Origin of the sequence: Sphaerisporangium sp. NPDC049002 (assembly GCF_040649355.1) — a bacterium.
Taxonomy (GTDB): Bacteria; Actinomycetota; Actinomycetes; order Streptosporangiales; family Streptosporangiaceae; genus Sphaerisporangium.
The window spans coordinates 16,480-40,705 of sequence record NZ_JBEZFH010000015.1; the positions used below are offsets into that span (position 1 = coordinate 16,480).

Annotated in this window: 23 protein-coding genes; 4 read left to right on the top strand and 19 right to left on the bottom strand. The window is 69.2% G+C overall.

The window, feature by feature from the left end; all coding sequences use genetic code 11:
• Positions 1 to 44: 44 nt before the first annotated feature.
• Positions 45 to 1,292 (bottom strand): acyl-CoA dehydrogenase family protein, encoded by a 1,248-nt coding sequence (locus tag AB0B89_RS05785; protein WP_358548675.1) that lies wholly within the window; start codon positions 1,290 to 1,292, stop codon positions 45 to 47.
• 371 nt (positions 1,293 to 1,663) lie between these two features.
• Here AB0B89_RS05785 and AB0B89_RS05790 point away from each other — a divergent pair, with 371 nt between their 5' ends.
• Positions 1,664 to 2,833, top strand: coding sequence for an acyltransferase (locus AB0B89_RS05790; protein WP_358548678.1), 1,170 nt, complete (start codon positions 1,664 to 1,666; stop codon positions 2,831 to 2,833).
• 216 nt (positions 2,834 to 3,049) lie between these two features.
• Here the strand turns inward: AB0B89_RS05790 and AB0B89_RS05795 are convergent, their stop codons facing one another.
• The 4 genes from AB0B89_RS05795 to AB0B89_RS05810 form a co-directional block, all read right to left on the bottom strand.
• A complete protein-coding gene (locus AB0B89_RS05795; RefSeq protein ID WP_358548681.1) occupies positions 3,050 to 4,162 on the bottom strand; it encodes a methyltransferase domain-containing protein in 1,113 nt (370 codons plus the stop codon).
• A 510-nt stretch (positions 4,163 to 4,672) separates the two neighbouring features.
• On the bottom strand, positions 4,673 to 5,470 hold the full coding sequence (locus AB0B89_RS05800; RefSeq protein WP_358548684.1) for a haloacid dehalogenase-like hydrolase: 798 nt from the start codon (positions 5,468 to 5,470) through the stop codon (positions 4,673 to 4,675).
• A gap of 230 nt (positions 5,471 to 5,700) precedes the next feature.
• Positions 5,701 to 5,898, bottom strand: a complete 198-nt coding sequence (locus AB0B89_RS05805; RefSeq protein WP_358548687.1) for a DUF397 domain-containing protein — start codon at positions 5,896 to 5,898, stop codon at positions 5,701 to 5,703.
• Positions 5,889 to 6,710, bottom strand: a complete 822-nt coding sequence (locus AB0B89_RS05810) for a helix-turn-helix transcriptional regulator (RefSeq protein WP_358548689.1) — start codon at positions 6,708 to 6,710, stop codon at positions 5,889 to 5,891. Before AB0B89_RS05810 ends, AB0B89_RS05805 begins: the two co-directional genes overlap by 10 nt.
• 273 nt (positions 6,711 to 6,983) lie before the next feature.
• Here AB0B89_RS05810 and AB0B89_RS05815 point away from each other — a divergent pair, with 273 nt between their 5' ends.
• Both AB0B89_RS05815 and AB0B89_RS05820 read left to right on the top strand, forming a co-directional pair.
• A complete protein-coding gene (locus AB0B89_RS05815) occupies positions 6,984 to 7,202 on the top strand; it encodes a hypothetical protein (protein ID WP_358548692.1) in 219 nt (72 codons plus the stop codon).
• Positions 7,199 to 7,648, top strand: coding sequence for an ATP-binding protein (locus AB0B89_RS05820; RefSeq protein ID WP_358548694.1), 450 nt, complete (start codon positions 7,199 to 7,201; stop codon positions 7,646 to 7,648). Before AB0B89_RS05815 ends, AB0B89_RS05820 begins: the two co-directional genes overlap by 4 nt.
• A gap of 46 nt (positions 7,649 to 7,694) precedes the next feature.
• On the opposite strand, the gene AB0B89_RS05825 is transcribed toward AB0B89_RS05820, so the two are convergent.
• From AB0B89_RS05825 to AB0B89_RS05850, 6 genes are all read right to left on the bottom strand, one after another.
• The gene (locus AB0B89_RS05825) at positions 7,695 to 8,144 is read right to left on the bottom strand and encodes a TetR/AcrR family transcriptional regulator C-terminal domain-containing protein (protein WP_358548792.1); all 450 of its coding nucleotides are present in this window, start codon (positions 8,142 to 8,144) and stop codon (positions 7,695 to 7,697) included.
• Positions 8,141 to 8,857, bottom strand: a complete 717-nt coding sequence (locus AB0B89_RS05830) for an alpha/beta fold hydrolase (protein WP_358548697.1) — start codon at positions 8,855 to 8,857, stop codon at positions 8,141 to 8,143. Before AB0B89_RS05830 ends, AB0B89_RS05825 begins: the two co-directional genes overlap by 4 nt.
• A gap of 77 nt (positions 8,858 to 8,934) precedes the next feature.
• Complete coding sequence (locus tag AB0B89_RS05835) at positions 8,935 to 9,813, bottom strand: LLM class F420-dependent oxidoreductase (protein WP_358548700.1); 879 nt, start codon at positions 9,811 to 9,813, stop codon at positions 8,935 to 8,937.
• A 131-nt stretch (positions 9,814 to 9,944) separates the two neighbouring features.
• A complete protein-coding gene (locus tag AB0B89_RS05840; RefSeq protein ID WP_358548703.1) occupies positions 9,945 to 10,487 on the bottom strand; it encodes a dihydrofolate reductase family protein in 543 nt (180 codons plus the stop codon).
• Between the two features lie 26 nt (positions 10,488 to 10,513).
• The gene (locus AB0B89_RS05845; protein WP_358548706.1) at positions 10,514 to 11,755 is read right to left on the bottom strand and encodes a cytochrome P450; all 1,242 of its coding nucleotides are present in this window, start codon (positions 11,753 to 11,755) and stop codon (positions 10,514 to 10,516) included.
• Positions 11,756 to 11,853: 98 nt separating this feature from the next.
• Positions 11,854 to 13,425 (bottom strand): BBE domain-containing protein, encoded by a 1,572-nt coding sequence (locus tag AB0B89_RS05850; protein WP_358548709.1) that lies wholly within the window; start codon positions 13,423 to 13,425, stop codon positions 11,854 to 11,856.
• Between the two features lie 337 nt (positions 13,426 to 13,762).
• Between AB0B89_RS05850 and AB0B89_RS05855 the strand changes: the two genes are divergently transcribed.
• Complete coding sequence (locus AB0B89_RS05855) at positions 13,763 to 15,109, top strand: extracellular solute-binding protein (RefSeq protein WP_358548712.1); 1,347 nt, start codon at positions 13,763 to 13,765, stop codon at positions 15,107 to 15,109.
• A gap of 69 nt (positions 15,110 to 15,178) precedes the next feature.
• Here the strand turns inward: AB0B89_RS05855 and AB0B89_RS05860 are convergent, their stop codons facing one another.
• The 8 genes from AB0B89_RS05860 to AB0B89_RS05895 form a co-directional block, all read right to left on the bottom strand.
• The gene (locus AB0B89_RS05860; RefSeq protein WP_358548715.1) at positions 15,179 to 15,913 is read right to left on the bottom strand and encodes a DUF2306 domain-containing protein; all 735 of its coding nucleotides are present in this window, start codon (positions 15,911 to 15,913) and stop codon (positions 15,179 to 15,181) included.
• 29 nt (positions 15,914 to 15,942) lie between these two features.
• Entirely contained in the window at positions 15,943 to 17,016 is a 1,074-nt protein-coding gene (locus AB0B89_RS05865; RefSeq protein ID WP_358548718.1) for a DUF2855 family protein, read from the bottom strand.
• A 209-nt stretch (positions 17,017 to 17,225) separates the two neighbouring features.
• On the bottom strand, positions 17,226 to 17,555 hold the full coding sequence (locus AB0B89_RS05870; protein ID WP_358548720.1) for a YciI family protein: 330 nt from the start codon (positions 17,553 to 17,555) through the stop codon (positions 17,226 to 17,228).
• A 169-nt stretch (positions 17,556 to 17,724) separates the two neighbouring features.
• Entirely contained in the window at positions 17,725 to 19,323 is a 1,599-nt protein-coding gene (locus AB0B89_RS05875; protein ID WP_358548722.1) for an MFS transporter, read from the bottom strand.
• Between the two features lie 693 nt (positions 19,324 to 20,016).
• On the bottom strand, positions 20,017 to 20,907 hold the full coding sequence (locus tag AB0B89_RS05880; RefSeq protein WP_358548725.1) for a prephenate dehydrogenase: 891 nt from the start codon (positions 20,905 to 20,907) through the stop codon (positions 20,017 to 20,019).
• 30 nt (positions 20,908 to 20,937) lie between these two features.
• Positions 20,938 to 21,978: a 3-deoxy-7-phosphoheptulonate synthase gene (aroF, locus tag AB0B89_RS05885; protein WP_358548727.1), complete on the bottom strand. Its 1,041-nt coding sequence runs from the start codon at positions 21,976 to 21,978 to the stop codon at positions 20,938 to 20,940.
• Positions 21,979 to 22,080: 102 nt separating this feature from the next.
• Positions 22,081 to 22,884, bottom strand: coding sequence for a TIGR03084 family metal-binding protein (locus AB0B89_RS05890; RefSeq protein ID WP_358548730.1), 804 nt, complete (start codon positions 22,882 to 22,884; stop codon positions 22,081 to 22,083).
• A 222-nt stretch (positions 22,885 to 23,106) separates the two neighbouring features.
• Positions 23,107 to 24,219, bottom strand: coding sequence for a carboxymuconolactone decarboxylase family protein (locus AB0B89_RS05895; protein ID WP_358548732.1), 1,113 nt, complete (start codon positions 24,217 to 24,219; stop codon positions 23,107 to 23,109).
• Between the last annotated feature and the right edge of the window lie 7 nt (positions 24,220 to 24,226).

Here is a 24,226-nt window from a genome sequence, read left to right on the forward strand (position 1 = left end):
GCCCAGCTTCGTCGGTGGGCACGGTCGGCAGGGGATGGGGGCCTTCAGTGCTCGTCGGCGATGCCGAAGTGCGCCTTGGCGAGTTCACGCTTGGCGATGGTGGACAGGAAGACCGCGAACCCGGCGTGGCTGTGGAACATGGACATGTCACGCCAGACGCGCTCGATGCGCTCCCCCTGGCGGACGGCGCTGGAGCCGGCGGTGGGGAACAGGAAGTTCTCGACCGCGTGCCAGCAGAGCTTCACCACCTCGTGGCAGATGGCGGCGATCCGCAGCTCCTGCTCCTTGGTGACCGACGCCGCGCCCTTGGCCGTGGCCTCGTCCCACTGCTGGACGGCGTTGAAGACGGCCGCCTGGCCGGTGGCGATCATCCCGGCGGCCTCGCCGTACCAGAACTGGTAGTCGGGGGCCTCGGCACGGGTCATGGTCGGGGGGAACGCGGTGGTCCGCGTGCGCATCAGCTCCTCGTACGCGTCGAGCGCGCCGAGCGCCATGCCGACCGCGAGGATGGCGTCCTCGATGACCATGAAGCTGAGCTGGCCGCCGCCGTACAGGGGGTTGCCGTGCAGGTCGCGCCCGGGGGTGCCGTCGGTGACGGTGACCTGGCTGACGTGCGTGGGAAGGGTGTAGCGGGCCGGGACCAGCCCGTTCTCCATGACGATGCTGTGCGAGCCGCTGCCCTTGAGTCCGAGCTGCCCGCCCCAGTCGCTCAGGCGCCGCCACTGGCTGCGCGGGGCCACGAACAGCATCGGCGCCGGCGGCTCCCCCTCGGCGGGGGACACCAGCGTGTGGCCGATGAAGTGGGTGGCGTACGGCGAGCCCGAGCAGTAGTTCCAGGTGCCGTTGAGCAGCCAGTCGCCGTCGGGCGTGCGCTCGACGGTGCCGCTCGGCATCACCGTGGCGGGGCAGATGAAGTCGCCGCCCTCGAAGAGCTCGGCTTGGGCCCCCTCGCCGAACAACGAGGCGGCCATCAGGGCGTGGGCGTGTCCGAGGCAGTACATCCAGCCGGTGGAGGGGCACCCCCGGGTGAGGGCCATCGTCACCCGCATGAAGGTGTCGACGCCGAACTCGTAGCCGCCGTAACGCCGCGGGGTGAGGATCCGGTAGAAACCGGCCTTGAGGAACTGCTCGTGGGTGTCCGGCGCGTAGAACGTCCGTTCCTCGGTCTCCGCCTGGCGGGCGACCAGCGTCGGTGCGATGGCCTCGGCCCGCGCGATGATCTCCGCAGGCGTGAGTCCGGGCTCGGGCGGGAAGACGACTCCGTACTCGGAGACATTCGTGGCTACTGCCATCGCTGCGCAGGTCCTTATCTCGAATGGGCGGTCATCCGGTCGCACGGCCTTCTTTCGCATCCGGCCATACGACCAAGCCTCACCCGCGCCGGCCGGGCGGGGCATCTCCCGGAGTGCGCTGTGCCGTTTCCCGTGCACGGCCTGGGAAAGAGCGCATTTTGGGAAATGCGCGGGGCCCACCGGGATGCAAAGGTCAAGACCTGCCGATCGATGCCGGGCGGCTCCCTGACCACGCGACGACATCAGGGACCGCCCCTCGATCGGCCTGAGCCGGCCAGAACATGAGAAGGTGCGTCGAATTGGTCGAGTTGTCGAAACCTGTCGGGCCCAGTCCCGTAGTCCTGCCGTCCCGGCTTCCGTCACTGACCGGAATGCGGTTCATCTCCGCGGCGATGGTGTTCCTGACCCACGCCCTGGGCGCCAACCTGTTCGCCTCCGCCGAGTTCACCAGCACGTACGGGATGCTGGTCATCCAGGGCGGCTGGGCGGCGGTCTGCTACTTCTTCATCCTCAGCGGTTTCGTCCTCACCTACGCGCAGCGCTCGACCGACACGGCCAAGACGTTCCTGCGGCGCCGCTTCCTCAAGATCTACCCGAACTACGCCATCACCCTCATCGCCGCCCTGATCCTGGTCGCCGTGGTGGCCAAGACGGCCATCGACGGCAAGGTGGCGCTGCTGCACTTCCTGCTGCTCCAGTCGTACTTCCCCACGATGGACATCAGGATCGCCTTCAACTCCCCGGCCTGGTCGCTGTCGTGTGAGGCGCTGTTCTACCTGTGCTTCCCGCTGCTGGCCCGCTACATCGGCCGGATCCGTCCCGAGCGGCTCTGGGCGTGGGCGGGCATCGTCGTGGCGGCGATCTTCGCGGTCCCGCTGCTGTCCATGCTGCTGCCCAGCCAGCCGCCCATCCCCGGCTTCGGCATGACCGAGTCGGAGATGTGGTTCGTCATGCAGTTCCCGCCGACCCGCATGCTGGAGTTCGTCTTCGGCATGGTCCTGGCCCGGATCGTGATGACCGGCAGGAAGCTCCCGATGGGCCTCGGCGGCTCGCTGGCGCTCGGCATCGCGCTGTACGCGCTGTCGCCGTTCTTCCCGCTGAGCTACAACGTCGTCGCCACCTCGATCATCCCGCTCGGCCTGATCATCGCCGCCGGGGCCGTCGCGGACGCCAAGGGCGAGACGAACTGGATCGGCAGCCGCCCCATGGTGAAGCTCGGCGAGTGGTCGTACGCCTTCTACATGTGGCACTACCTGATCCTGATCTACGCCCGCCAGTGGTTCGGCTCGCCCAAGGGCTGGAGCACCCCGGTCGGGTTCCTCATGCTCGGCGTGCTGTTCGCGATCACGCTGGCCCTGGCGTGGATGCTGTTCACCCTGGTCGAAGACCCGATCATGAAGCGCTTCGCCTCCTCAAAGCGCCGCCCCCGCCCCGGCGCCCTCCCCCCACCCCCCATCGAGGGCCCCCCCGCCGGCACCCAAGCCGCCACCGCCGAGCCGGCCTCTCCTGTCACCTCCACGGCGCCGACCCCCGCGCCCTAGCCACCTCCCGTCACGCGCGGCCCAGGCCACGACGGCGCGCTTCAACCGGCGTCGGCGCGGCGGCGTGCCAGAGAGAACGACGATGCCCGATCGCTGAAGCGATCGGGCATCTCTCTGAGGGGGCAGTCGACGGTGATCGAGCTAGGCGAGTCGCTAAGGCTCCAGATCAGGGGGACTTCTCGCGGGCGAGGATGGGCTGACGTCGCGCGCGGTTCGCTACGCGATCGCGTTGTCTGGAGAGTCCAGCCAGACGTGTTGGCCTTCGGGGGTGACCGTCATCCCGAACCGGGCTTTGGATGGCGTGCCCCAGGAGACCCACCGCAGATAGGCGGCCTCCACCTCGTCCCACAGATCGCGCGGTCCCCGCTGCAGGACCGCCACGGCCTTGTAGTCGGGCGCGTAGTGCACTTGGGCGTCGGACTCCCCCGACCACAGTGACAGGTGGAATTCGCCGCCCTCCTGGTACGCATGTGCGCCGTACACATCCGGCAGCAGTCCGGCCACGGCGATATCGGCCCCGGTCGAGGTACGCACCACCCGACGCGGATCGAGGTAGGTCGAGGACTTCCGGTAGCTTCCCTCAAGCCGCGGGAGATCCCATCGCTGTGACCGCAGCAGCATGAACCCGACGCCGTCGTAGAACCTCCCTACGGCCGTGCCGTCTCCGGCCGCGGTGAGCACGGTCAGGTAGCCGCCCTCCCACCGAGGCGTCCACGGGATCACGATCACCCCGCCGGGACGGGTCTGTTCCACCCAGGCGTACGGCACCTCACACACGCCACAGGTGACGTGTATCCGGTCGTATGGCGCACCCTCGGCCCATCCCACAGCGCCGTCCCCTTGAACCAGCCGAGGCGCGTGTCCCGCCCTTCTCAGGTTCTCGGCCGCCGTGGTGATCACAGCCCGATCGATTTCGATGCTGGTCACATTCCCGTCTCCTAGACGATGCGCCAGTAATCCCGCCGTCCAGCCCGTGCCCGTGCCGATCTCCAGGACTTCATCGCCGTCGAAGGGATCGAGCAATCCCAAGGCCGCCGCCACGACGACCGGCGAGGACGACGAAGAGGTGTAGTCGCCTTTCCCTTCCGCTATCTCGGTCGCGCCGTCGTCGAGCTGCGTGATGATCGCCGCATCGGAATACACGGCGTCCATCCACGCCTCGGGATCGGCTCCCCGGTCGATGAGATGGCCGGGGCCGTCGACAGCATCGCACCATGCTCTGTCGGGGACGAACATGTGACGCGGCACAGCGTGAAACACGCCCCGCCAGCTCTCATCCAGGTCTGTCAGTCGATCAATCAGGGCAGTGACGCGTTGATCAACGCTCACTTCTTCGTCGGCTTCTCGTGCTGGCCGGGCTGGTCGGGACGGGATCCGTCCGAGTTCGGTTTCGGCTTCTCCACCGGCTTGTCTGATGGCTTATCGCCGTCATGCTTGCCCATTGGTTGATCGCCTTCCGCCTGCGCTCTTCTCTTCGGGTTAACTCGCAGGCTGATCGTAATTCGGCCAGCCGAATACGACAAGGGCATGCGAAATTTGTTCCATATTCATCCATACGAATTTGGGCACAGACTCCCGAAGGCGATCAGAATTGAATAGAAGCCTTGTACACACAGGAGCCGCACACTAGCGGCAACCCGCCGCTCCCATAGCCCCACTCCCGATGGAGGTGTTCCCGTGAGGATGACGACGCCCGACCGCCGAAGTGATCGGGCAGCACCGCTCGCCACCTGGCGGGCCAGTCGATGGTGATCGAGTCAGGCGAGCTCTCCGGTCCTCGTGCCCTGGAGGAACGCGCGCCATTGGTTGGGGGTGAACCCCGATGATGCCCGCCCACGCTCAGAGCCGCTCGGGACGGATCCGGCCGATGTAGCGGGGTCCGGCTTCGGCATGACCGAGTCGGAGATGTGGTTCGTCATGCAGTTCCCGCCGACCGCATGCTGACTCAGATATCAGAGCCATGAAAGCATCTGTCCCTTCAAGGCTGGGCAAGACGCGAAGGGCACCAGCTTTGCGGAGGTCTTCTGCGGAGCTGCGGCCCGACGCCACCGCAATAGCCGGCACACCCATCTCCAGCGCGGCCTCGACATCGGCTGGGCTGTCGCCGATCAGCACAGCATCTGTCGCAGAGACCGGTTCATCGAATGCCGATGTCGCGCGTGTCAACGCAATCCGAACCAGCCCGGCGCGCTGGTCGTTATCCTCGCCAAACGCGCCGATATCCCAACGAATATGGCGGTCCAGGTCGAATGTCTTGAGCCTGATCTCAGCGACGCGACGGACATTGCCAGTCAGAACCGTTTGGACAACACCGGGCACTGCGGCGAGGGCATTGAGAGCATCGCCCGCTCCTGGAAGCGCTTGTCCGCGTTGCCGCAGCTCATCCTCCCGTTCGATGTGCGCCTCAGCAAGCGCATCAGCGAACCGCTCGAAGTCGTGTCGGTTGGCCGTCAGACCGTGCAATCTCGCTGTCTCTCGGAAGATCACCGCCTCGGTGATACCGTCGATTTTCGCCTGCTGCCGCATCGGCAGTCCGGTGACTTTCTCGAATGCCTGGGCAGACAAATCACGACCTACGCCCCGCGTATCGACGAGTGTGTGGTCGATGTCCCAAAGCACAATTTGGTGGGCCGACATGTTCCCCTCCACTCGTCAGCAGACGTGCTACAGACTGTCACACACAAGCCGCGACTAGGCCATGCTGTGGTCGGCCTGGTCCGAGCTCAACGCATCGACCAGGAGAGGTGCGCGCCGCTCGCATGGCTCCACTCCCAATGGATGTGTTCCGTGGAGATGACGATGCCCGACCGCCGAAGCGATCGGGCATCTCTGTTCGCCACCTGGCGGGGCAGTCGATGGTGATCGAGTCAGGCGAGCTCTCCGGTCCTCGTGCCGTGGAGGAACGCGCGCCATTGCGTGGGGGTGAAGACGAGGGAGGGGCCGCTGGGGTTCTTGCTGTCACGGACCGCGACGATGCCGGGCAGGTTGGAGGCCACCTCTACGCACTGCCCTCCGTCGCCGCTAGACCGGGAGGACTTACGCCATTCCGCCTTACTCAGGTCCATTGCGCCATCACTTCCTTGATGATGCCGAGGGATAGATTCTGCGGGAGGGCCGCAGCTCGTAGGGAGTCGTAGCGCCCTACCAGTGCTGTTACGGTCTCGCGGTCTCCCGCGGTGAGGCCGCGCGGTGCGCTCTCGACATACACGCTATACGGTGCCCCGCGAAGCTCGGCAATGGTGAAAGCGGCTTGCAGTCCGACGGCGGACCACGCGGCGCAGGGGACGATTTGGATCGTCACTCGCGGATTCTTGGCGACCTCCAGGAGCCAACCTAGTTGCTCGCACATCATGTCGGCCTCGCCCATGGGCCGGCGAAGAGCCGTTTCGTCGATAAGGCTCCAGATCAGGGGGGACTTCTCGCGAGTGAGGATGGCCTGACGTTGCATGCGGTTCGCTACACGTCGCTCCACCAGCTCGGGCGTGATCCCCGGCTCGTCCTCGAAGATCCTCCTGGCATACGACTCGATCTGAAATAGACCGGGGATCAAGAGAGGATCCCAGCATTGCAGCGCTGATGCCTGTGTCTCCAGCTCCATGAAATTCCGGTAATGCTCGGGAGCCGACTCCCATCTCGTCTCCTTCCAGAGCTCGCGGAAGACGCCGTCCAGTTTGAACGCTTTGTCGCAGGCGTCGGCGAATCTTCGGTCGGGCCGGCGCCGGAGCGTCTCCAGCATGCCTACCGTGCTGACCGACACGGTGAGCATGCGTGCCAGTTTCAGCTGGGTCCAGCCGGATTGAAGCCGCCGCTCGCGTAGCTCATAGGCGAAGCGGGCCTGAGGGGATTCGTCCGGGTTGATCTGGATCGGGTTAGGCATGTCCTTCTTCTCCTATGGTCTCACACCGTCTCACTAATCTGGCCAAGATCTCACCTGCATTGTGGTGAGACCGTGAGGCTGTTTCTCTTTTTAAACTACCGCCTCACCTGCACCCTTGGAAGGGCAATTTCCCGACAAGTGAGGGGTATCGCGATGCCGATCGCCACTGAACAAGATTCGGCGCCCCGGATATCGCGAATAGGCGAGGATTCAGGAGGATTTCCAATGAAAGCGCACAATCGGCAGGAAGAGCAGTTCATTCATCTTGTCCGATTGGCGTGGGATCTGCATAAGCGGGGCCTGAGCGCCGCGGTCGATCTGCCGAGAGGGAAGGAGCCGATCCTGCTGGTCACCCGGCCATCGGGTCCGCTCAGGGTCATGGCCCTGGTGCTGAACGGCACGTGGTTCTTCACCTGGGGCCGGGGTCGCGATCAGCGGGTACGCGCGCTCGCGGGCGAGGCGGCCGAGCGGGTGTGGGAGGTGGCGCGGTGAGGACGGCGGGACTGCTCGGCTCCATCGACCTCCCGGGTACGCCGGCCTCGGCCTCGTCGGCACGCGCGTACGTCCGGGAGTTGCTCGGCGCGGCGGGGTGGCGGGAGGTGGACGAGGTGGAGCTACTGGTGAGCGAGTTGTTCGCCAACGCCGCGCGGCATTCGGACTCCGGACGCCGGGAGTCCGGGGTGGTGAGGGTGGTGGTGACCCACACCGGTCACGCGTTGCGGGTCGAGGTGATCGATGAGGGGTCCTCCGATCACACGCCGCGCGTCCAGCAGGCGAACGCCGACGGAGAGGGCGGGCGGGGACTGTGGCTGGTCGACCAGATCGCCTCGTCGTGGGGGGTGCGAGAAGCCCCAGCGGGACGCGCGGTGTGGTTCGAGATCGCGACCGTGAGTTCCGGCGCCGGGCATACCGGCGTAGCTCGCCCAGAGCGTGCGTGAGGACCTGTCCATCCGGCATCCGTGGCCGGAAGGTGGGTGACGGACTTCAGAGGCTCGCGGCGATGCCGTCGAGGAGGTGGTCAAGGCCGTACGCGAACCGCTCCTCCGGGTCGGTGTACGTCCGGCCGCCCTCGACCGTCATCCGCGTGAACAGGGGGTAGTCGCCGCTCTGGATGACCGACTGGATGTAGGGCACCTGCATGGCCATCCACTGGCCGAGATCGAGCCCGGTGCGCCGCAGCGCCTCGGCCTCCGCCAGCTCGGAGGCGACGAACCCGTTGACGTAGGCGGCGACCGTTCCCACCATGGTCAGCATGCCGTCGATGCCGAGGCCGAGCCCGTCGACCATGCCGAGGGCCGTCTCCATCAGCCGGATCTGGTTGGGGCCGGCCGCCTGCCTGGCGGCGGCCAGCGGCGCGAGCCAGGGGTGAGCGCGTATCGCCTGACGGCTGCGCACGGCGAGCCCGCGCAGGTCGGTGATCGCATTCGTGTTCAGCGTTTCGCGGCGAGGATGATCTCGTTGGCGACGGCGTCGCGGTTGGCCTCGTCGAGGAGGTAGAAGTGGCCGCCGGGGAACACCCGCATGCGAGCTCCGGCGTCCGTCCTCGCCTCCCACGGCAGCAGTTCCTCCACCGGCACTAGCTCGTCGCGGTCGCCGCCCAGCACGGTCAGCGGGACCGAGAGCCGTCCGGTGAGGTTCTGCCGCGCCAGCCGGGCCGCCAGGGCGAGGTCGGAGCGCAGCAGGCCGAGCACGTAGTCACGCCAGAACGGATTCTCCAGGATCTCGTCGGGGGTTCCCCCGCCCAGCCTGATGACGGCGAGCAGGGTCTCCTCGTCGTACTCCGCGGCCTGCGCGACCTTGGTCCCGCCCGGCGGGTGCGCGCTCAGGACGAGCCTGGCGCGCAGCCCGGGGTCGGCGAGGGCGACGGCGACCGCGACCGCCACGCCCATGCTGTGGGCGAAGAAGACCGTTGGACGGACCGGCAGCCGCGCCAGCTCCTCCACGATCCCGTTCACCACAGCCCCGGGATCGCCGGGCGTCTCGGCGAAGCCCTCGCTGAAGCGGCGTTCCCTGCCCGGCAGGGTGACGCCGAGAATGTCGTACTCCTGGGGCAGGACGGCCAGCAGCGGTGACAGGGCGTTCGGTCCCGCGCCACCGTGGGGGAAGAGGACGATGCGGCCCTCGGGCTCTCCCTTGGCCGCCCGCATGTAGGCCGTCCATGCCCCGGACCTCGCGCGTCGCGCGTGTTGTTTTACCGTCATCGATGAACGAAGGGCTTTCTCTTCTAGAAGCCGGCGACGGCGGGGATGACCCGCTTGCCGATGAGCTCCACCTGCCGGACCGGGTCCGGGCCGGCGACGATGCCCATCGCCGTCCGCACCCCGAGCTCGCCGAGCGCGCGCAGCATCTCGATCAGGCCGGCCGGGTCGACGCCGGCGCCCATGTCGAACGGGAAGATGCAGGTCTTCTCGATCGCGTCGTAGTCGCGGCCCTCTGCCTCGCAGTGCCCGCGCAGGACGTCCAGCTTGGCGGGCAGCTCGGGACCGGGGTAGAGGTTGCAGGCGTCGGCGTACCGCGCCACCAGGCGCAGGGTCTTCTGCTCGCCGCCACCGCCGATCATGATGGGCGGGTGGGGGCGGGTGATGCTCTGCGGCAGGTTCAGCGGCCGTTCGAGCTGGTAGTGCGCCCCGGTGAACGGCCGCTCGTCGCCCTGCTCGCCGTCCCACATGCGATGGCAGATCTGGACGGTCTCCTCAAGCCTCTCGAAGCGCTCGGCGAGGGAGGGGTACGGGATGCCGAGCCCGCGGGCCTCGTCCTCGTACCAGCCGACGCCGAGGCCCAGCATGGCCCGCCCGCCGGACAGGACGTCCAGGGACGTCACCGTCTTGGCGAGCACGCCGGGCTCCCGGAAGTGGACGCCCGCCATCACCGGCGCGAGCAGGCAGCGCCGCGTGTGGGCGGCGAGCAGGGTGAGCGTCGTGAAGCACTCCAGTTGCGGCGCCTCCGGGCCGCCCGCGTGCGGGCCCTGCCAGACGTGGTCGCCGACGCCGATCAGCGAGAAGCCGGTGTCGTCGGCGGTCTGTGCGATCTCTACAAGCGTGTCCGCTATCCGGGTGGTTCCGCCCTCCCAGGCGAAGTCCCCGATTACCAAGCCAACTTTCACGCCGGCCTCCCATCGGCTTTCGATGATCACTGCCTGTCACCCCCGGAGCCGTACGGCTCCGGGGTTCGTCACCGCGGCGGGCGAGCCGTCGCGAACCTCGGCGGCCTTCCTCCGGAAGGCCGGGGCGGGCTCTACACCGCCTGGTAGCGCAGCACGCAGACCCCGGAGTCGAACGTCCGGGTCTCCACGAGCTTGAGGTCGACGCGCTCCTTGAGTCCGGCGAACAGCGGCCTGCCCTCGCCGAGCACGACGGGATGCACCCAGATCCGGTACTCGTCGATCAGGCCCTGCCGGATCAGGCTCTGCGCGAACCCGGCGCTGCCGTAGATCAGCATGTTGCCGCCGGGCCGCTCCTTCAGCTTCGCGATCTCCTCGGCGGGGTCCACGGCGATCCTGGAGTTGGCCCAGGCGGTCTTCTTCAGCGTGCGGGAGAAGACGACCTTCTCGACGCCGTTCATCTTGTCGGCGAACGCACCGGTCTGCTCCGGCCAGTACCCGATGAACACCTCGTAGGTCCTGCGTCCGAGCAGCAGGGTGTCGACCCCGGTGATCTGCTCGTCGGCGTACCCCTCCATGCCGCTGTCGAAGACGCCGATGTTCCAGTCCAGCTCCCCGCCGGGACCCTCGACGAAGCCGTCGAGCGTCACGAACTGCGCGAGTATGACTTTCCTCATGGAGCCTCCAGACGGTGGAGCGGCCGTCAGTGCACGTCCGCGGGCACCCGGGCGTCGAGCAGGACGGGCAGGCTGCGGTGGCCGTTCATGATGAAGGTCGGCAGCGGCTCCAGCGCGTCGGCCGGGACGGCGAGGCTCAGCTCGGGGAAGCGCTCGAACAGCGTGGACAGGCCGATCGCGCCGATCAGGCGGGCGATGCCGGCGCCCAGGCAGTAGTGGGGGCCGTAGCCGAAGGACAGGTGCTCCTTGTCGGGGCGGGTGATGTCGAAGCTGCCGGCGTCCTGCCCGTGGAGCGCGGGGTCACGGCCGACCGCGCTGTAGTTGACGAGGATCGGGTCGCCCTTGGGGATCGTGACGCCGTCGAGCTCGATGTCGGCGGCGGCGAACCGCAGCGGCAGGCTGGCCAGCGGGGCCTGGCAGCGCAGCGTCTCCTCCATGACGTTCTCCCAGGAGATCTCGCCGCTGAGGACGAGGTCGCGCTGCTCGGGGTGGGTGAGCAGGCCCGTGGTGGCGTTGTCCAGGAAGTTGATGGTGGTCTCCGAGCCGGCGCCGAGGATCGCGAAGATCGTGTCGGTGAGCTCGTCCTCGCTGAGCCGTGAGCCGTCCTCGTCGCGAGCGGCGATCAGGTCGGTGGTGATGTCCTCACCGGGGTTGGCGCGCTTGCTGGCGATGAACCCGGCCATCGCGTCCCGCCAGCCGGCGAGGATCGATCCGGCCTGCTCGGGGCTGACGGTGGTGTCGACCATCATGTCGATGACCACGGCCGTCTTGGCGAGGGCGGTCTCGTCCATGCCGATCAGGTCGGCCACCAGCCGGGCGGGAAGCGGGAAGCAGAACCGCTCACGCAGGTCCACCACCTGGCCGGGCTCGGTGGCCGCGAGCCCGTCGAGGAGCTGGTTGGTCAGCTCCACGATGCGCGGCCGGATGGCCTCGACCCGGCGCGGGGTGAACGCCTTGCCGATCAGCCTCCGCAGGCGCATGTGGTCCTTGCCGTAGGAGGTGGAGATGTTGTTCATCGCGACCCAGCTGATCAGCTCCCAGTCCGGCGGGATCTGGCCGGTGAGGAACGCCGTCCAGTGGGCGCGGGCGCTCTTGGTGACCCGGGGGTCGGTCAGCAGCTGCCGGATGACGTCGTGACGGCTGACGTACCAGGCGAGGACACCACCCGGGAGCTCGACCTGCGTGGCGGGACCCTGGGGCCGCAGCCTGTCGGCCTCGCCGTGGATGTCCTTGCCGGTGATGTCGAGGGCGGGACAGCGTTGTTCCATGAGTGTCTCCAAGATCTGGCGCTGGCCCGCACGCCAGCGGGAACAGGCGGACGATCGGACCGGGCCTCCCCCGAAACGCCGGGAGACCCGGACGCGGGTTATTCGGGCAGCCGGATCGACAGCGAGTGCCGGAACTGGTTGCGGGGGTCGTACTTCTTCTTGACCTGTTGGAGGCGCGGGTAGTTGTCCTTGTAGTACAGGGTGTGCCAGGGCACCCCCGAGGTGTTCAGCACGGGGTCGGCGAGGTCGGCGTCGGGATAGTTGATGTACGCGCCGTCGCTGTACTCGTCAGGGCCGGGGACGCCGCCGCTCCCGGCGTACACGTCGGCGAACAACCGCCTCATCAGCGCGAGGTTGGTGTCGTCCTCGGCCGGGCTCGCCCAGGCGCCGAGGAAGGCGGCCTTGAGGATGGAGTCGCGCTGCGCGGTCGCCGTGGCGTCCGCGGGGACGGTGTTCACCTGGCCGCCGTAGCCGACGAGCAGGAGCTGGGTCGGGTTGTACACCTCGGCGGTGAAGTGCCTGTGGATCTCGGCGATCTGGCCGTCGGTGTACCCCTTGCGCAGGTACGCCGCCTTGATCTTGAACCGGCGCACACCCGGGTTGCCCGGGTCGCCGTAGCCGGGGTAGGCCGCCGCGTACAGCCACGGCTGGACCTCCTGGAACCGGAACGACGGCTCCACGCCGATCCCCTCGGCGCACTCGTCGAGGAAGGCGGACATGAGATCCTCCGCCCCGGGCGTCCCCTCGTCGATCAGGGCGCCGACCATCATCCCGGGCGGGGTGGCGGAGTGGGTGGCGTGGAAGTAGGGGAACAGGCGGGCCTGCGGCGTCCCGGCCGCGCTGTTGTTCTCGCACCAGGTGAAGAAGTTGCGCATCAGCTTGGTGAAGGCCGCCTTGTCCATGGCGTCCCACGACCACATGGCGATGCCGCTGCGCGTCGCGGACGGAGCCTTCGGGAGCAGGTCGGCAGGGTCGGAGGAGTCCACGCCGGGGCTGCGCATCCAGTAGCGGGTCACGACGCCGAAGTTGCCGCCACCGCCGCCGGTGTGCGCCCACCACAGGTCGCGGTGCGGGTCGCCCGGCTCGCGGGTGGCCACGATCGCGCGTGCCTCCCCGTCCTCGCCGACGACCACGACCTCCACCGCGTACAGGTAGTCGACGACCGCGCCTAGGCTGCGCGACAGCGGGCCGAACCCACCGCCCGCGAAGTGCCCGCCCACGCCGACGTCGGGGCACATGCCGGCGGGGATGGTCACTCCCCACCCCTTGAACAGCACACGGAAGACGTGGCTCAGCATCGCGCCGGACTCGATGGCGAAGGCCCGCATCGCGCTGTCGTAGTAGACGTCCTGCATCTCCGAGATGTCGAGAAGGATCTTGACCTCGGGGTTGGTGATGAAGTCCTCCAGGCCGTGCCCGCCGCTCCGCACCGCGAGCCGCCGCCCGGTGGCCACCGCCTCGCTGACCGTGTCGACGACCTGCTGGGTCGAGGTGACCACGCGCACGAAGTCGGGACTGCCGACGAACCGGTGGTTGGTGCCTCGCAGCATGCTCTGGTAGCGGGGGTCGTCGGGGGTGATGGTCGAGGCCCCGAACGCCGCGGGACGCCTCTCGCCGGCCTCCTCGCCATGAAGGCCGTTCGGGTAGCCGCGGCTCTGTAGGTCGGTCATGTTCGTTCCTCCCGTGGCGGCCGGCGGCGTCGATCACCGCCCGACCGGTCATGGTCAGTTCGGCTGTTTCCAGCGTGCGGTCACGGCGATATGGGTGTCATCTCCGGGTGTGCTCTTCACACAGGGCGCGGGATATCGCTCCGCTGTTCCCGCATCTGACGGCGTGGCGGCGTGAAAACAAAGCAACCGCAAAGATGCGGCGCCCCCTGACGGTGACCAGCATTGGGCTCAGAAATCCAGGCAGTTTCGCGTCCGGCGAGCCTGGCCCCGGAAAGGCGGCCAGGCCGATCGTGCTGCGCGGGCCCGGCCTTCCTGCCTCTGATGAAAGGACGCGCACGTGGATGAGGCGAACCGCTCCGGCAAAATCGTCATCGACGCCTTGTTCTCCGAATACACGTTTCCGAACTTCCTCGACCCCATCAAGAAGCGGGCGAGGGAATTCGAGGAGCTGTACCCGAGGTACCGCATCGACATCGGCAGCCATTACTTCCAGAACCTCGGTGAGGAGGTCTCCAAGGCCGCCCTCGCCGGCCGCCCGCCCACGATCGCGTCGTACTACAGCGGCGCGAGCGAGCTGGCCCGTGACACGCTGACGCAGGACGGCAGGCCGCTGTTCACTTCGGTGGAGAAGGCCATCGGCGGGCGCGAGGAGATCCTCGGGCAGCCGGTCGTGCTCGGCGACGTGGTCAGGGCGGGACGAGACTTCTACACGATCGACGGCACGTTCTGCGCCATGCCGCTGACCCTGTCGACCATGCACCTCTACACCAACACGACGCTGCTGCGCGCGGCCGGCGTGCGGGAGGTGCCGCGTACGTGGCAGGGCATCGAGGCCGCGTGCGAGGCGGTCGCCAAGCTCGACGGCGGCCCCTCCCACGGCATCAGCTGGGCGAACGACGGCAAGTTCTTCCAGCAGGCGATGGCCCAGCTCGGCGCCCCGCTCACCGACGGCGACAACGGCAGGACCGGCCGCGCGACGACCATCGACCTGGCCTCCCCCGAGATGCTGGCGTACGTCACGTGGTGGCACCGCCTGCACCGGGACGGCCACTACCTCTACACCGGCAAGACCGAGGACTGGGAGGGCTCGTTCAAGGCCTTCGCCGACCAGCAGGTGGTCTTCCGGTTCAGCTCCTCCTTCGACGCCCCGTACATGGTGAAGGCCGCCAAGGCGGGCGGGTTCGACATCGAGGTGAGCCCGACCCCCCACAACGGCGACATCCCGCTCGGGGGCAACTGGATCGGCGGCGACGCCATCTGGCTGGCCGACGGGCTCGACAAGGAGACCGAGGACGGCGCGCTGGCCTTCATGCAGTACCTCAACAGCCCGCGCAACGCCGCCGAGTGGCACAAGGTGTACGGCTCCTCCCCGGTGACGTACGGCGCGATCGACCTGCTGGAGCGGGACGGCTGGCTCGGCGAGCACTCCTACCACCGGGTGACCATCGACCAGCTCGCCTCGACCAGCGGCACACCCGGCGCGAGCGGGGCGATGCTCGGGCACTTCGCCCAGATCCAGCACGCCATGATGGACGCCATGGAGGACGTCATGGGGCGGGGCGCCGACCCGATCGAGCGGTTCACCCAGGCCGCCGGCCAGGCCACCCTGCTGCTCGACGACTACGGCGCCAACTGCCGCGGCACGGGCCCGCGCGCCTCCCACTGCCTTCTCATCGACAGCTAGACCGGGTCCTGTCACAACGAGAACGGCCGGCGGGGGATCCCCGCCGGCCGTTCTTCTTGTCGGCGCCGCTCAGGAGGCGACCAACTTCTTGGGTGAGGGGACGTCGAGGGGACGTCCCGCCGTGTGGTAGAGCCACCACTGCACGAGCATGAGGTTGACGGTCCAGCCGATCCAGCGGGCCGCCTCAAGGTAGTAGGTGAAGCCGATGTCGAGCGCGAGTGACATCCCGACGTTGACGATCAGGACGCCCCAGATGTTGTTCATGACCAGCGCGAAGCTGTAGAGCATGAAACGGCGGTGCAGGTCGTAGCGCCTCTTGCGGGCGAAGACGTACGCGGCCACGGTGGTGCCGATCCACAGGATCGTCGCCATGGCGACGCCGATCTGGCCGACCTGCGGCGCGAACCGCACGATGATCAGGCCGACCACGCCGCCGACCACGGCCGAGACCACGTACACCCGGCCGGCGACCCGGTGGAAGGCCGGGTGGCGCTTGCGCAGCCACGGCCACACCTGGAAGACGGCGGTCACGATGGCCAGCGTGCCGGCCACCATGTGGACGACCAGCAAGGGGTAGTACATCGGGAAGCCGTCGTGCGGCGGCGTCGGGGCGGTGCGCTCGGGCACGTACGGGCTGACCTGGTAGAACAGGAACGCCACGACGACCAGGAGCAGCGGGATGATCCAGGGGCGCCGCCACCACGTCGGCCGGGTGGGGGATGCGGCGGCCGGTGGGCGGGGGCGCCCCTCCGGTTCGCCGGCCGGGAGCGCGGGCGCGCCGGCGTTGTGGGTGTCAAGGGTCACGGTTGGTTCCTCCTGCTCGACGGGATCCGTCAGGGGCGGAATACGTAGCTCACGTCCGGGGGCTGCTTTCCGGCGAGCAGGGCGCCGAAGACGTCGGCGACGGCGCCGGGGCCCTGTGCGTGCCGGATGGTGAGCCACGACTCGGTACTGTCGACGAACCCGTCCTCGGCCTTGGTGTAACGGGCGTGGTACTGCTCCGCGCCCTCGTTCTCGATGGCCTCCGCCTCGACCAGCGGGGTGAAGAAGAACTCCGGCTCGGGCCCGGGCAGCGGGGGCGGCTCGATGCTCGATCCGGGGTGGGTGAAACCGACCAGCGCGGTGTGGCGCAGGTCGGCGGCCAGCCGCTCGCAGGCGGCGGACTGCCGGCCGGCGTCGCCGGTCAGGTCGACGAGCACCACAGGCCCTGTGGCGGGAACCGACGACAGCGCGTCGTAGGTGACGACCGTGTCGTACAGGCCGAGACCCTCGGTGAAGGCGGCGTTGCCCGCGGAGGTGACGCCGATGACCGAAAGGCCGGTGGACCGGGCCGACAGCCGCTGCGCGAGCCCGGCGGCCACCTTGCTGGAGGCGCTGGTGACGACGACGGACCGCACGCCCTCCGCGGCCTGCCGCTCCAGCATGCCGGCGAGGTTGAAGACCGCGGGGTAGACGGCGCGAAGGACGGCCCGGCGGTCGTCGCGGGCGTCCGGCTCGCCCGCGAGCGAGAAGTTCCAGTACCACGGCGGCAGGTAGTGGAGCTGCGGCGTGGTGTCGGCGAACCCCTGGGGCGTGGGCTCCGGCGCCACCACGTGGTGGCTCGCCATCGGCATGAAGCCGTAGTATCGGCTCCCCACGGCGACGTCCGGGTGGCGGGACTCCTCGACGCGCGCGAACCCCCAGACCGGCACCCGCCCGTAGCCCTCGGGGCCGGGGAAGGCGTCCCAGTAGGAGAAGCCCGGCTCGGAGAACCGCGCGTAGGTGACGTTGTTCGTCGTGAGGCCGAACCTCTCGACGGCGAGGCTCACCTCGCCTGGCTTGAGGGTGGGGAGCGGCGCGTCGCGAACCTCGCTGACCGTCAGGTCGTCGAGCTTGAACACCAGATCCCATCTGTCCGGCTGAGGCACTTGCGTCTCCTAGATACGTCGCGCGATGAGTGACCCCGCATCACATCGTCGTCTCGCGAGGTCAGGCGCCGCACCTTCTGGAATGCGCGGTGGCGGGACCCCGGTGAACCGCGCATTCCAGAACAAAAAAGCATCGCCGCGGCGAGCCCCTGAAGGCTCACTGCGGCGATGCCGCGTACACATGCGGCCCGTGGGGACGGGCCGCGGGATCAGCCGAGCAGCTCTCGCACCTCGACGCCGCCGCGCCAGGTGCCCGGGCTCTCCTTGGCGATCTCGACGGCGTGGTCGAGGTCACGCGCCTCGATCACGGTGATGCCGCCGAGCACCTCCTTGGCGTCGATGAGCGGGCCGTCGGTCACACCGTCGCTGCGCACGGCCTTGGCGCCCGAGCTGGGCTGGAGGGCGTAGCCGGTGACGATGCTGCCGCCGAGCTCGCCGATCTTCTCGGCGAAGGTGCCGTGGGCCTCCAGCTCGTCCTGGGGGGTCTCCGACCAGTCGGCGGGGGCGGGAGCGTAAAGCAGAATCGCGAACTGAGCCATGAGGCTCTCCTTCCGTTGTCGTCACTTTGTTACCTACAACGAACCGGCCACCATCGCGCCGGCGTCCGCCGGGAGACGATGGTACGGCTCGTGTCGTCCTGCGTCCTGTGGTCGACGCATTCGGCCCGGCGCCTTGGGCGGGCCCCCCGGAGAGGCCCGCCCTCGGCACCTAGACCTTCTGGGCGGCCGGCACCTCCGCGGGTGCGGGCTCGGCCTCGGCCGGGCCCTCCCCCGGGCCGCTGGGAGCCTGCCCGAAGGGGGGCAGGTCCTTGAGCACGACCGCGTTGAGGATGGCGACTCCCAGGACTATGAGGGCGCTCACGCCGGCCACGATGTGCAGGCCGTTGGTGAACGCCTCGCGCGCGGGGACGAGGACCGCCGAGGCGATCTGCTCGGGAAGCGCGGCGGCGGCGGAGGCGGCGCCGGCGATGCTGTCGCGAGCCGCGTCGCTCGCCGCCGCGGGAAGACCGGCGGGTATGGCGTCGGCGATCTGGCTCCGGTACACGAGGGTGCCGATCGTGCCGACGGTGGCGATGCCGCCCGCGTAGCCGAACTCGTTGGCGATCTGCGTCAGCGACGACGCCGACCCGGCCTTCTCCGGCGGGACGGTCCCGACGACCAGGCCGACGCCCAGGGTCAGCAGGGGGCCGCCGCCGAGACACCAGATGGCGTAGCCCACGATCAGGCCCGTGGCGCTGCCGTCCGAGCCGGACAGCGTGATCACCACCATGCCGGCGACGACGAACAGCAGGCCGCCCGCGATCAGGACGCTCGGGCGGATCCGGCCGGCGAGCTGCGGGCCCACCGTCAGGCTGACGATGCCGAGGAGCAGTCCGGGCAGCAGGCCGAGGCCCGCCTGGAGCGGCGTCAGGCCCGCCACCGTCTGGAAGAACTGCGCGACGAACAGCATCGTCGTGCCGGTGAGCGCGCTGTAGAACAGCATGCTCGCCAGCTCGGTGTTGAAGATGCGGTTGTTGAACAGGCGCAGGTCGAGCAGGGGGTCGGTCAGCGCGCGCTGCCGCCGTACGAACGCCACCGCGAAGATCGCGCCCAGCACCAGGGCCACGACCGGCACCACGGCCCAGCCGTCACGGGCCAGCTCCTTGACCCCGTAGATCATCGGCAGCAGCGCCACCAGGGACAGGACCACGCTGACGAGGTCGGTCTTGCCGGCCTGCGGATTGCGGTACTCGGGCAGCAGGCTCGGGCCCGCCACCAGAAGCAGCACCATGGGCGGCACGCCCACCAGGAACACCGAGCCCCACCAGAAGTGGTCGAGCAGGATGCCTCCGACGAGCGGGCCGATGATGGCGCCGACCGAGAAGGCGCCCGCCCAGATGCCGATGGCGGAGGCGCGCTGCTTGGCGTCGTGGAACATGTTGGTGATCAGCGAGAGCGTGGACGGGCCGAGCGTTGCCCCGGCGGTGCCGAGCAGAGCCCTGGCGATGATCAGCATGAGCGGGCTGGTCGCGTAGGCGGCGAGCACGGAGGCGGCGCTGAACGCCGCCGCGCCTATCAGGAGCAGCTTGCGGCGGCCGATCCGGTCGCCGAGGTTGCCCATCGTGACCAGGAAGCCCGCCACCATGAAGCCGTAGATGTCGACGACCCACAGCTGCTCGATGCTGTTGGTGTGGATCGCCGTGGTCAGGTGGGGCAGCGCCAGGAGCACCACGAACATGTCGAGGGAGACGAGCATGGCGGGAAGGGCGATCACCGCCAGACCTATCCACTCGCGTTTCCCCGCTTTGGGTTGCACAGCGTCTGTCACGTTCCCGTTCCTCTCTTCGTCGGCCGCGATCAGCGAAAAAGGCTGGTACCGAGTGAGATGGTGCGATTTACATGGATTTGCTCGTTTTATGCCGGATTCTCCGGAACACGCGAGAGGGGGCGAACCGGCCAGTGAGTGCTGACAGCGGCGCCCCCTTTCGTCGGGATCCCGGATGCGGTCGGTCACTCAGACGGCGCCTGCCGCGCGTGTTGTGCGTGGACGAAAGGCGCGCCCAAGGACCGCCGCGAAAGGATCCGGCGAGAGACAGAGCAGTAATCCCGTACACCCCGCGCCACGAAAGGCAGGAAAGCGGGGACGTTCGTAAGTCGCACCGACGAGGTCAGAAACCGGTCAGAGCAAGCCATGAGGGAACACGCCGACACCAGCCGACCCGAGATACTCCCGGCTCCACCACCGATCCCGCGCACGGGCGAACCTCCTGGTGATGTGAAGCCAAGCCATCCACCTGTCATGCCGGCCGGCACGCTCCTTCCTTCCGGCGGAACCCGGGCGACGACCGCCCGCCGATGCTCTCCACAGCATTATCTCGTCGCCCACTCGGTGGAGACTTCTTTCAAAGTGCTCTTTCACGTGGGCGGAAGATGATGATTGTTCCTATTTTTTAGGTAATTGACGCATTCTCAGGTGACCGTTCCGTGACATTTCCCGGGGCCTTCGCCGGGGCCCGCCGTGTCAGGCCCGCGTGCCCGCCTTCTCCGCCCGGCGGGCCGGCCACGTCTCGACGATGCGGTCGCGGCCCTGGTTGCCCCGCACCAGCAGGTCGGCGAGGGCGCCGGAATCGGCGGGGTCCAGGCTCCGCAGCACGTGCGCCGCCTGTGACAACTCCCGCACCACCGTCTCCAGCACCACGGCCACCGCGTCGGCGTTGTGCTGGAGGATGTCGCACCACAGGGCCGGGTCACCGGTGGCGATGCGGGTCGCGTCCTGCAACCCCTTGCCCACCAGCGACAGCATGGTCTCGTCCGCGCCCGCGAACCCGGCGGCGAGCGCCGCCGCCACCAGGTGCGGCGCGTGCGACACCGCGGCGACGACCCGATCGTGGGTGCTCGGGGCGAGCACCTCGGGCTCGGCCCCGCACACCGACACCAGCTCGGCCACCATATGGAGGCGCTCCGGCGGCGTCGCCGCGTGCGGGCACAGCGCCCACGGCCGGCCGGTGAACAGGTCGGCGCGGGCGGCGAACGGGCCGGACAGCTCGCGGCCTCCCATGGGATGCCCCGGTACGTAGGTGGTCAGATCGCAGCCCGCGCGCTCGGCGTCGGCGACGATGCGGGCCTTGGTGCTCGCGACGTCGGTGTACACGGCGCCGAGACCCCGGGCCTGGGCGTCGAGGAGCACGTCCACGACGGTGGACGGCGGCGTGGCGATGACCACCACGTCGGCGGGGGGATCGCCGGGCGTCAGCGCGACCCCTGCTCCCATCAGCTCCGCCTTCGCGACCACGTCGCCGTCCCGGTCGGACAGCGCGACGCGGACGCCGGAGCGCCGCAGCGCGAGTGCGATCGAGGTGCCGATCACGCCGCTGCCGAGGATCGAGACGCGGCGAAGTGTGGACGGATACATCAGCCCTCCCCAAGTGCCCTGGCCGAGCTCTCAGCCGGCCAGAAGCTCCCGCTGTGTGGACGGCTGACGGCCCATGAAGGCGCTCAGGTCCCTCATCGTGTCCGCCAGCACCTCCAGGTCCTCCGCGACCAGGGCCTGCGGCCCGTCGCACAGCGCGATGTCGGGGTCGGGGTGTACGTCGACGATGAGGCCGTCGGCGCCCGCCACGATGGCCGCCCTGCTGAGCGGCAGGACGAGGTCGCGGCGACCGCCGGAGTGGGAGGGGTCGACGACGACCGGCAGATGTGACAGCCGCTGGGCCACCGGCACCGCCGAGATGTCGAGGGTGTTGCGGGTGGCGGTCTCGAACGTGCGGATGCCGCGCTCGCACAGCACGATGTCGAGGTTGCCGCGCTGGGCGATGTACTCGGCCGCCATGAGCCACTCCTCGATGGTGGCGTTCATGCCGCGCTTGAGCATGACGGGCTTGCCGACCGCCCCGACGGCCTGCAGCAGCGGGAAGTTCTGCATGTTGCGGGTGCCGACCTGGAGCATGTCGGCGTAGGAGGCGACCATGTCGACGTCGTGGGCGCCGACGACCTCGGTGACGATGGGCAGGCCGGTCTCCTCGCGCACGTCGGCGAGGATCCGCAGCCCGCGCTCCCCCAGCCCCTGGAAGGCGTAGGGGGAGGTGCGCGGCTTGAACGCCCCGCCGCGCAGCAGCGTCGCGCCGGCCGCCTGCGCCATGCGGGCCGAGGCGAGCGTCTGGTCCGGCGTCTCGACGGCGCAAGGCCCCGCGATCAGCGTCATGGTGCGGGGGCCGATCGACACTCCCCCGACCTGCACGACCGAGCGGTCGGGATGGTGCTCGCGGCTGACCAGCTTGTACTTCGCCGAGATCCGCGTGACCTGGCCGACCCCCCGCATCCCCCGCAGGTTCAGCGTGGCGAACTGGTCGACGTCACCGACCAGGCCGATGATTATCCGGCTGACCCCACGGCTGACGAACGCTTCGCCTCCCGCCGATTGCACCAGCGAGACGACGGCCTGAATGTCCGACGGGGTGGCGTCCGCGGTCATCACGATTACCATGTATTTGCGGCCTTTCTTCGTTTTCACTCCGATACCAGGCCGTCTTCGTGACGCCGTTCTCGGTGGCGCACAGCAGGGGAAGCGATACCGGAAGGCGCGTCGTCACACCTGGGCGGTCGCGAACTGGCCGGGCGTACGGCCGGCCCCGGCGGGCCCCCGGTAGCACTGCGCGATGTCCAGCCAGTGGTCGGCCTCGCTGCCGGTGGCGACGACCCGCAGGTCGTCGCGGTGGCGCCGCCTGGTCACCAGGAGGCAGAAGTCGGAGGCGGGCCCGGTCACCTTCTGCGGCGAGTCCTCCGGGCCGAACGCCCACAGCTTGCCCGAGGGGGCGGTGAGCTCGAAGCGGAACTCGGTCGCCGGCGGGGTCTCGCCCCGCGACAGGTAGCCGAAGTCCCGGGTCAGCACCGCGAAGACGACCAGGTGCTCGATGCGGTCGGTCAGCTCGCGCCGCGCCCCGAGCGCGTCGAAGATGTCCTGGCCGTGCGCGAACTGCTCCATGATCCCGGCGCAGGCGAGGATGATGGGCGGCAGCGGGTTGACCAGCCACGGCACGACCTGGCCGGGCGGCACGGCGGCGAGCGCCGCGGTCACGGTCTCGCGCTCGGCCCGCCACCGGTCGAGCAGCACCTCGGGGGTGTCGCCGGCGTAGAGCGAGAGGGCGGCGTTGACCGCGCCGTTGAAGTCGTGCTCGGCTCCCGCGATCATGGCCTTGAACGCCTCGGCGTCGGACGCGGCGGTCCCGGCGAGCCGGAAGATGAAGGCGAGGTGGGCGATCTGGTCCGCGATCGTCCATCCGGGGGCGGGGGTGGGCAGCTCCCACTGCGAAGCGTCGAGACCGGCCACCAGGCGGTCGAGCTCCTCGCCCTCCGCGGTCAGGGCCTCAAGCACGTTGTCCAGCTCGGTCACGCCTCTCTCCTCTCACTGGAATCGGATGCCTGGTCGATTGGCGCGGTGCGCCGGCCGAAAGGCGGCCACTCATATTCATGAATAAATCCAGGTAATTCAATTCATGTTCCTGAAACAAGCATGCATCAATTGAAATACCGGTGTCTTCTCCGTGTGTGCTTTTCGCCGATTCGCGGCCCGATCCGCCGGCGGCCCGTATTCCACGGGCCGCCGGGGTGGCGCTCAGGTGAGCGACGGGCCGCCGTCGCCGCCCTCGGCCGTACGGGCGAGCGGGGCGGTCACGAGCCAGCTCGCGATACGGCGCGCCGCGGCCATGCTCGCCCACGAGGTGAGCTCGACGAGCGCCCGGTCGCCGGGCGTCCCGGAGCGGAACTCGTCGATGACCGCCTGGTCGACCTGGTAGGAGGCCATGGCCGTGAGCAGCGCCAGGCGGCCCGCCGGGCGCTGGGCGGGCGGCAGGCCCGACACCGGTCCGGTCACCCAGGCGCGGCCGAGACCCGCCGGCTCCCCGTTCCACGCGGCCAGCTCGGCGGTGACCATCTCGCGCACCGGGGCCGGCACCGAGCGGCGGCCGGCGCCCTCGAAGGCGGCGGCGGCGCGGGCGAAGGCCCCGGCGAGGTGCGGCGTGCCGTCCGCCCAGGAAAGCTCCCCGGGCAGCGGAGCGTCCGGCAGCAGGTCGAGCGAGTCGCCGGGCTCCGCGGCCCTGCGCGCCGCCGGGCGCATGACGAGGCCGAACACCCGCATGAGGCCACCGCGAGCCCTGTCCGGCACCTCCGGTGGGAGCGGGGAGTCGCCGAGGAAGATGTTGACCATGCGGTTCAGGTACTGGAAGGTGACCGCCACCCCGGCCAGCTCCCTGGTCTGCTCCTCCGGGAGCGGGGCCTCGTGGCGGGCGGCGGCCGCGCTCGTGCCGCTCGCCCGCGCCCAGGCGGCCACCTGGCGGATCACGGGGTCGGTGACCGCCTCGACGCGGCCGTCCGCGATCTCGGCGGCGTGACGTCCAGGCACCAGGCCGTCCATCGTGGCGCGGTGCACGTCGACGCAGTACGGGCACGCGTTGCCGGCCGACACCGCGGTGGCGACCGCCTCCCTGACCGGCCTGCTGACGAGCGCGCCGGCGAGGAGCGACTCCCGCAGGATCGTCCACGAGGCCGCCAGGGTCTCGGGGGCCGGCGAGTGCAGGAGCAGGGGGGGCGCGAGCATCCCGAAGTCCCGCTCGGCCTGCGCGTAGACCCGGGTGACCGGTGCGGTCGCCTCGCGCGGCCGCACCGGGGAGACATGGCGGACCTGGGACAGCGTTCCCGGAAGCGTCACCCGGCTGAGCATCTTGCCCATGGTCTCT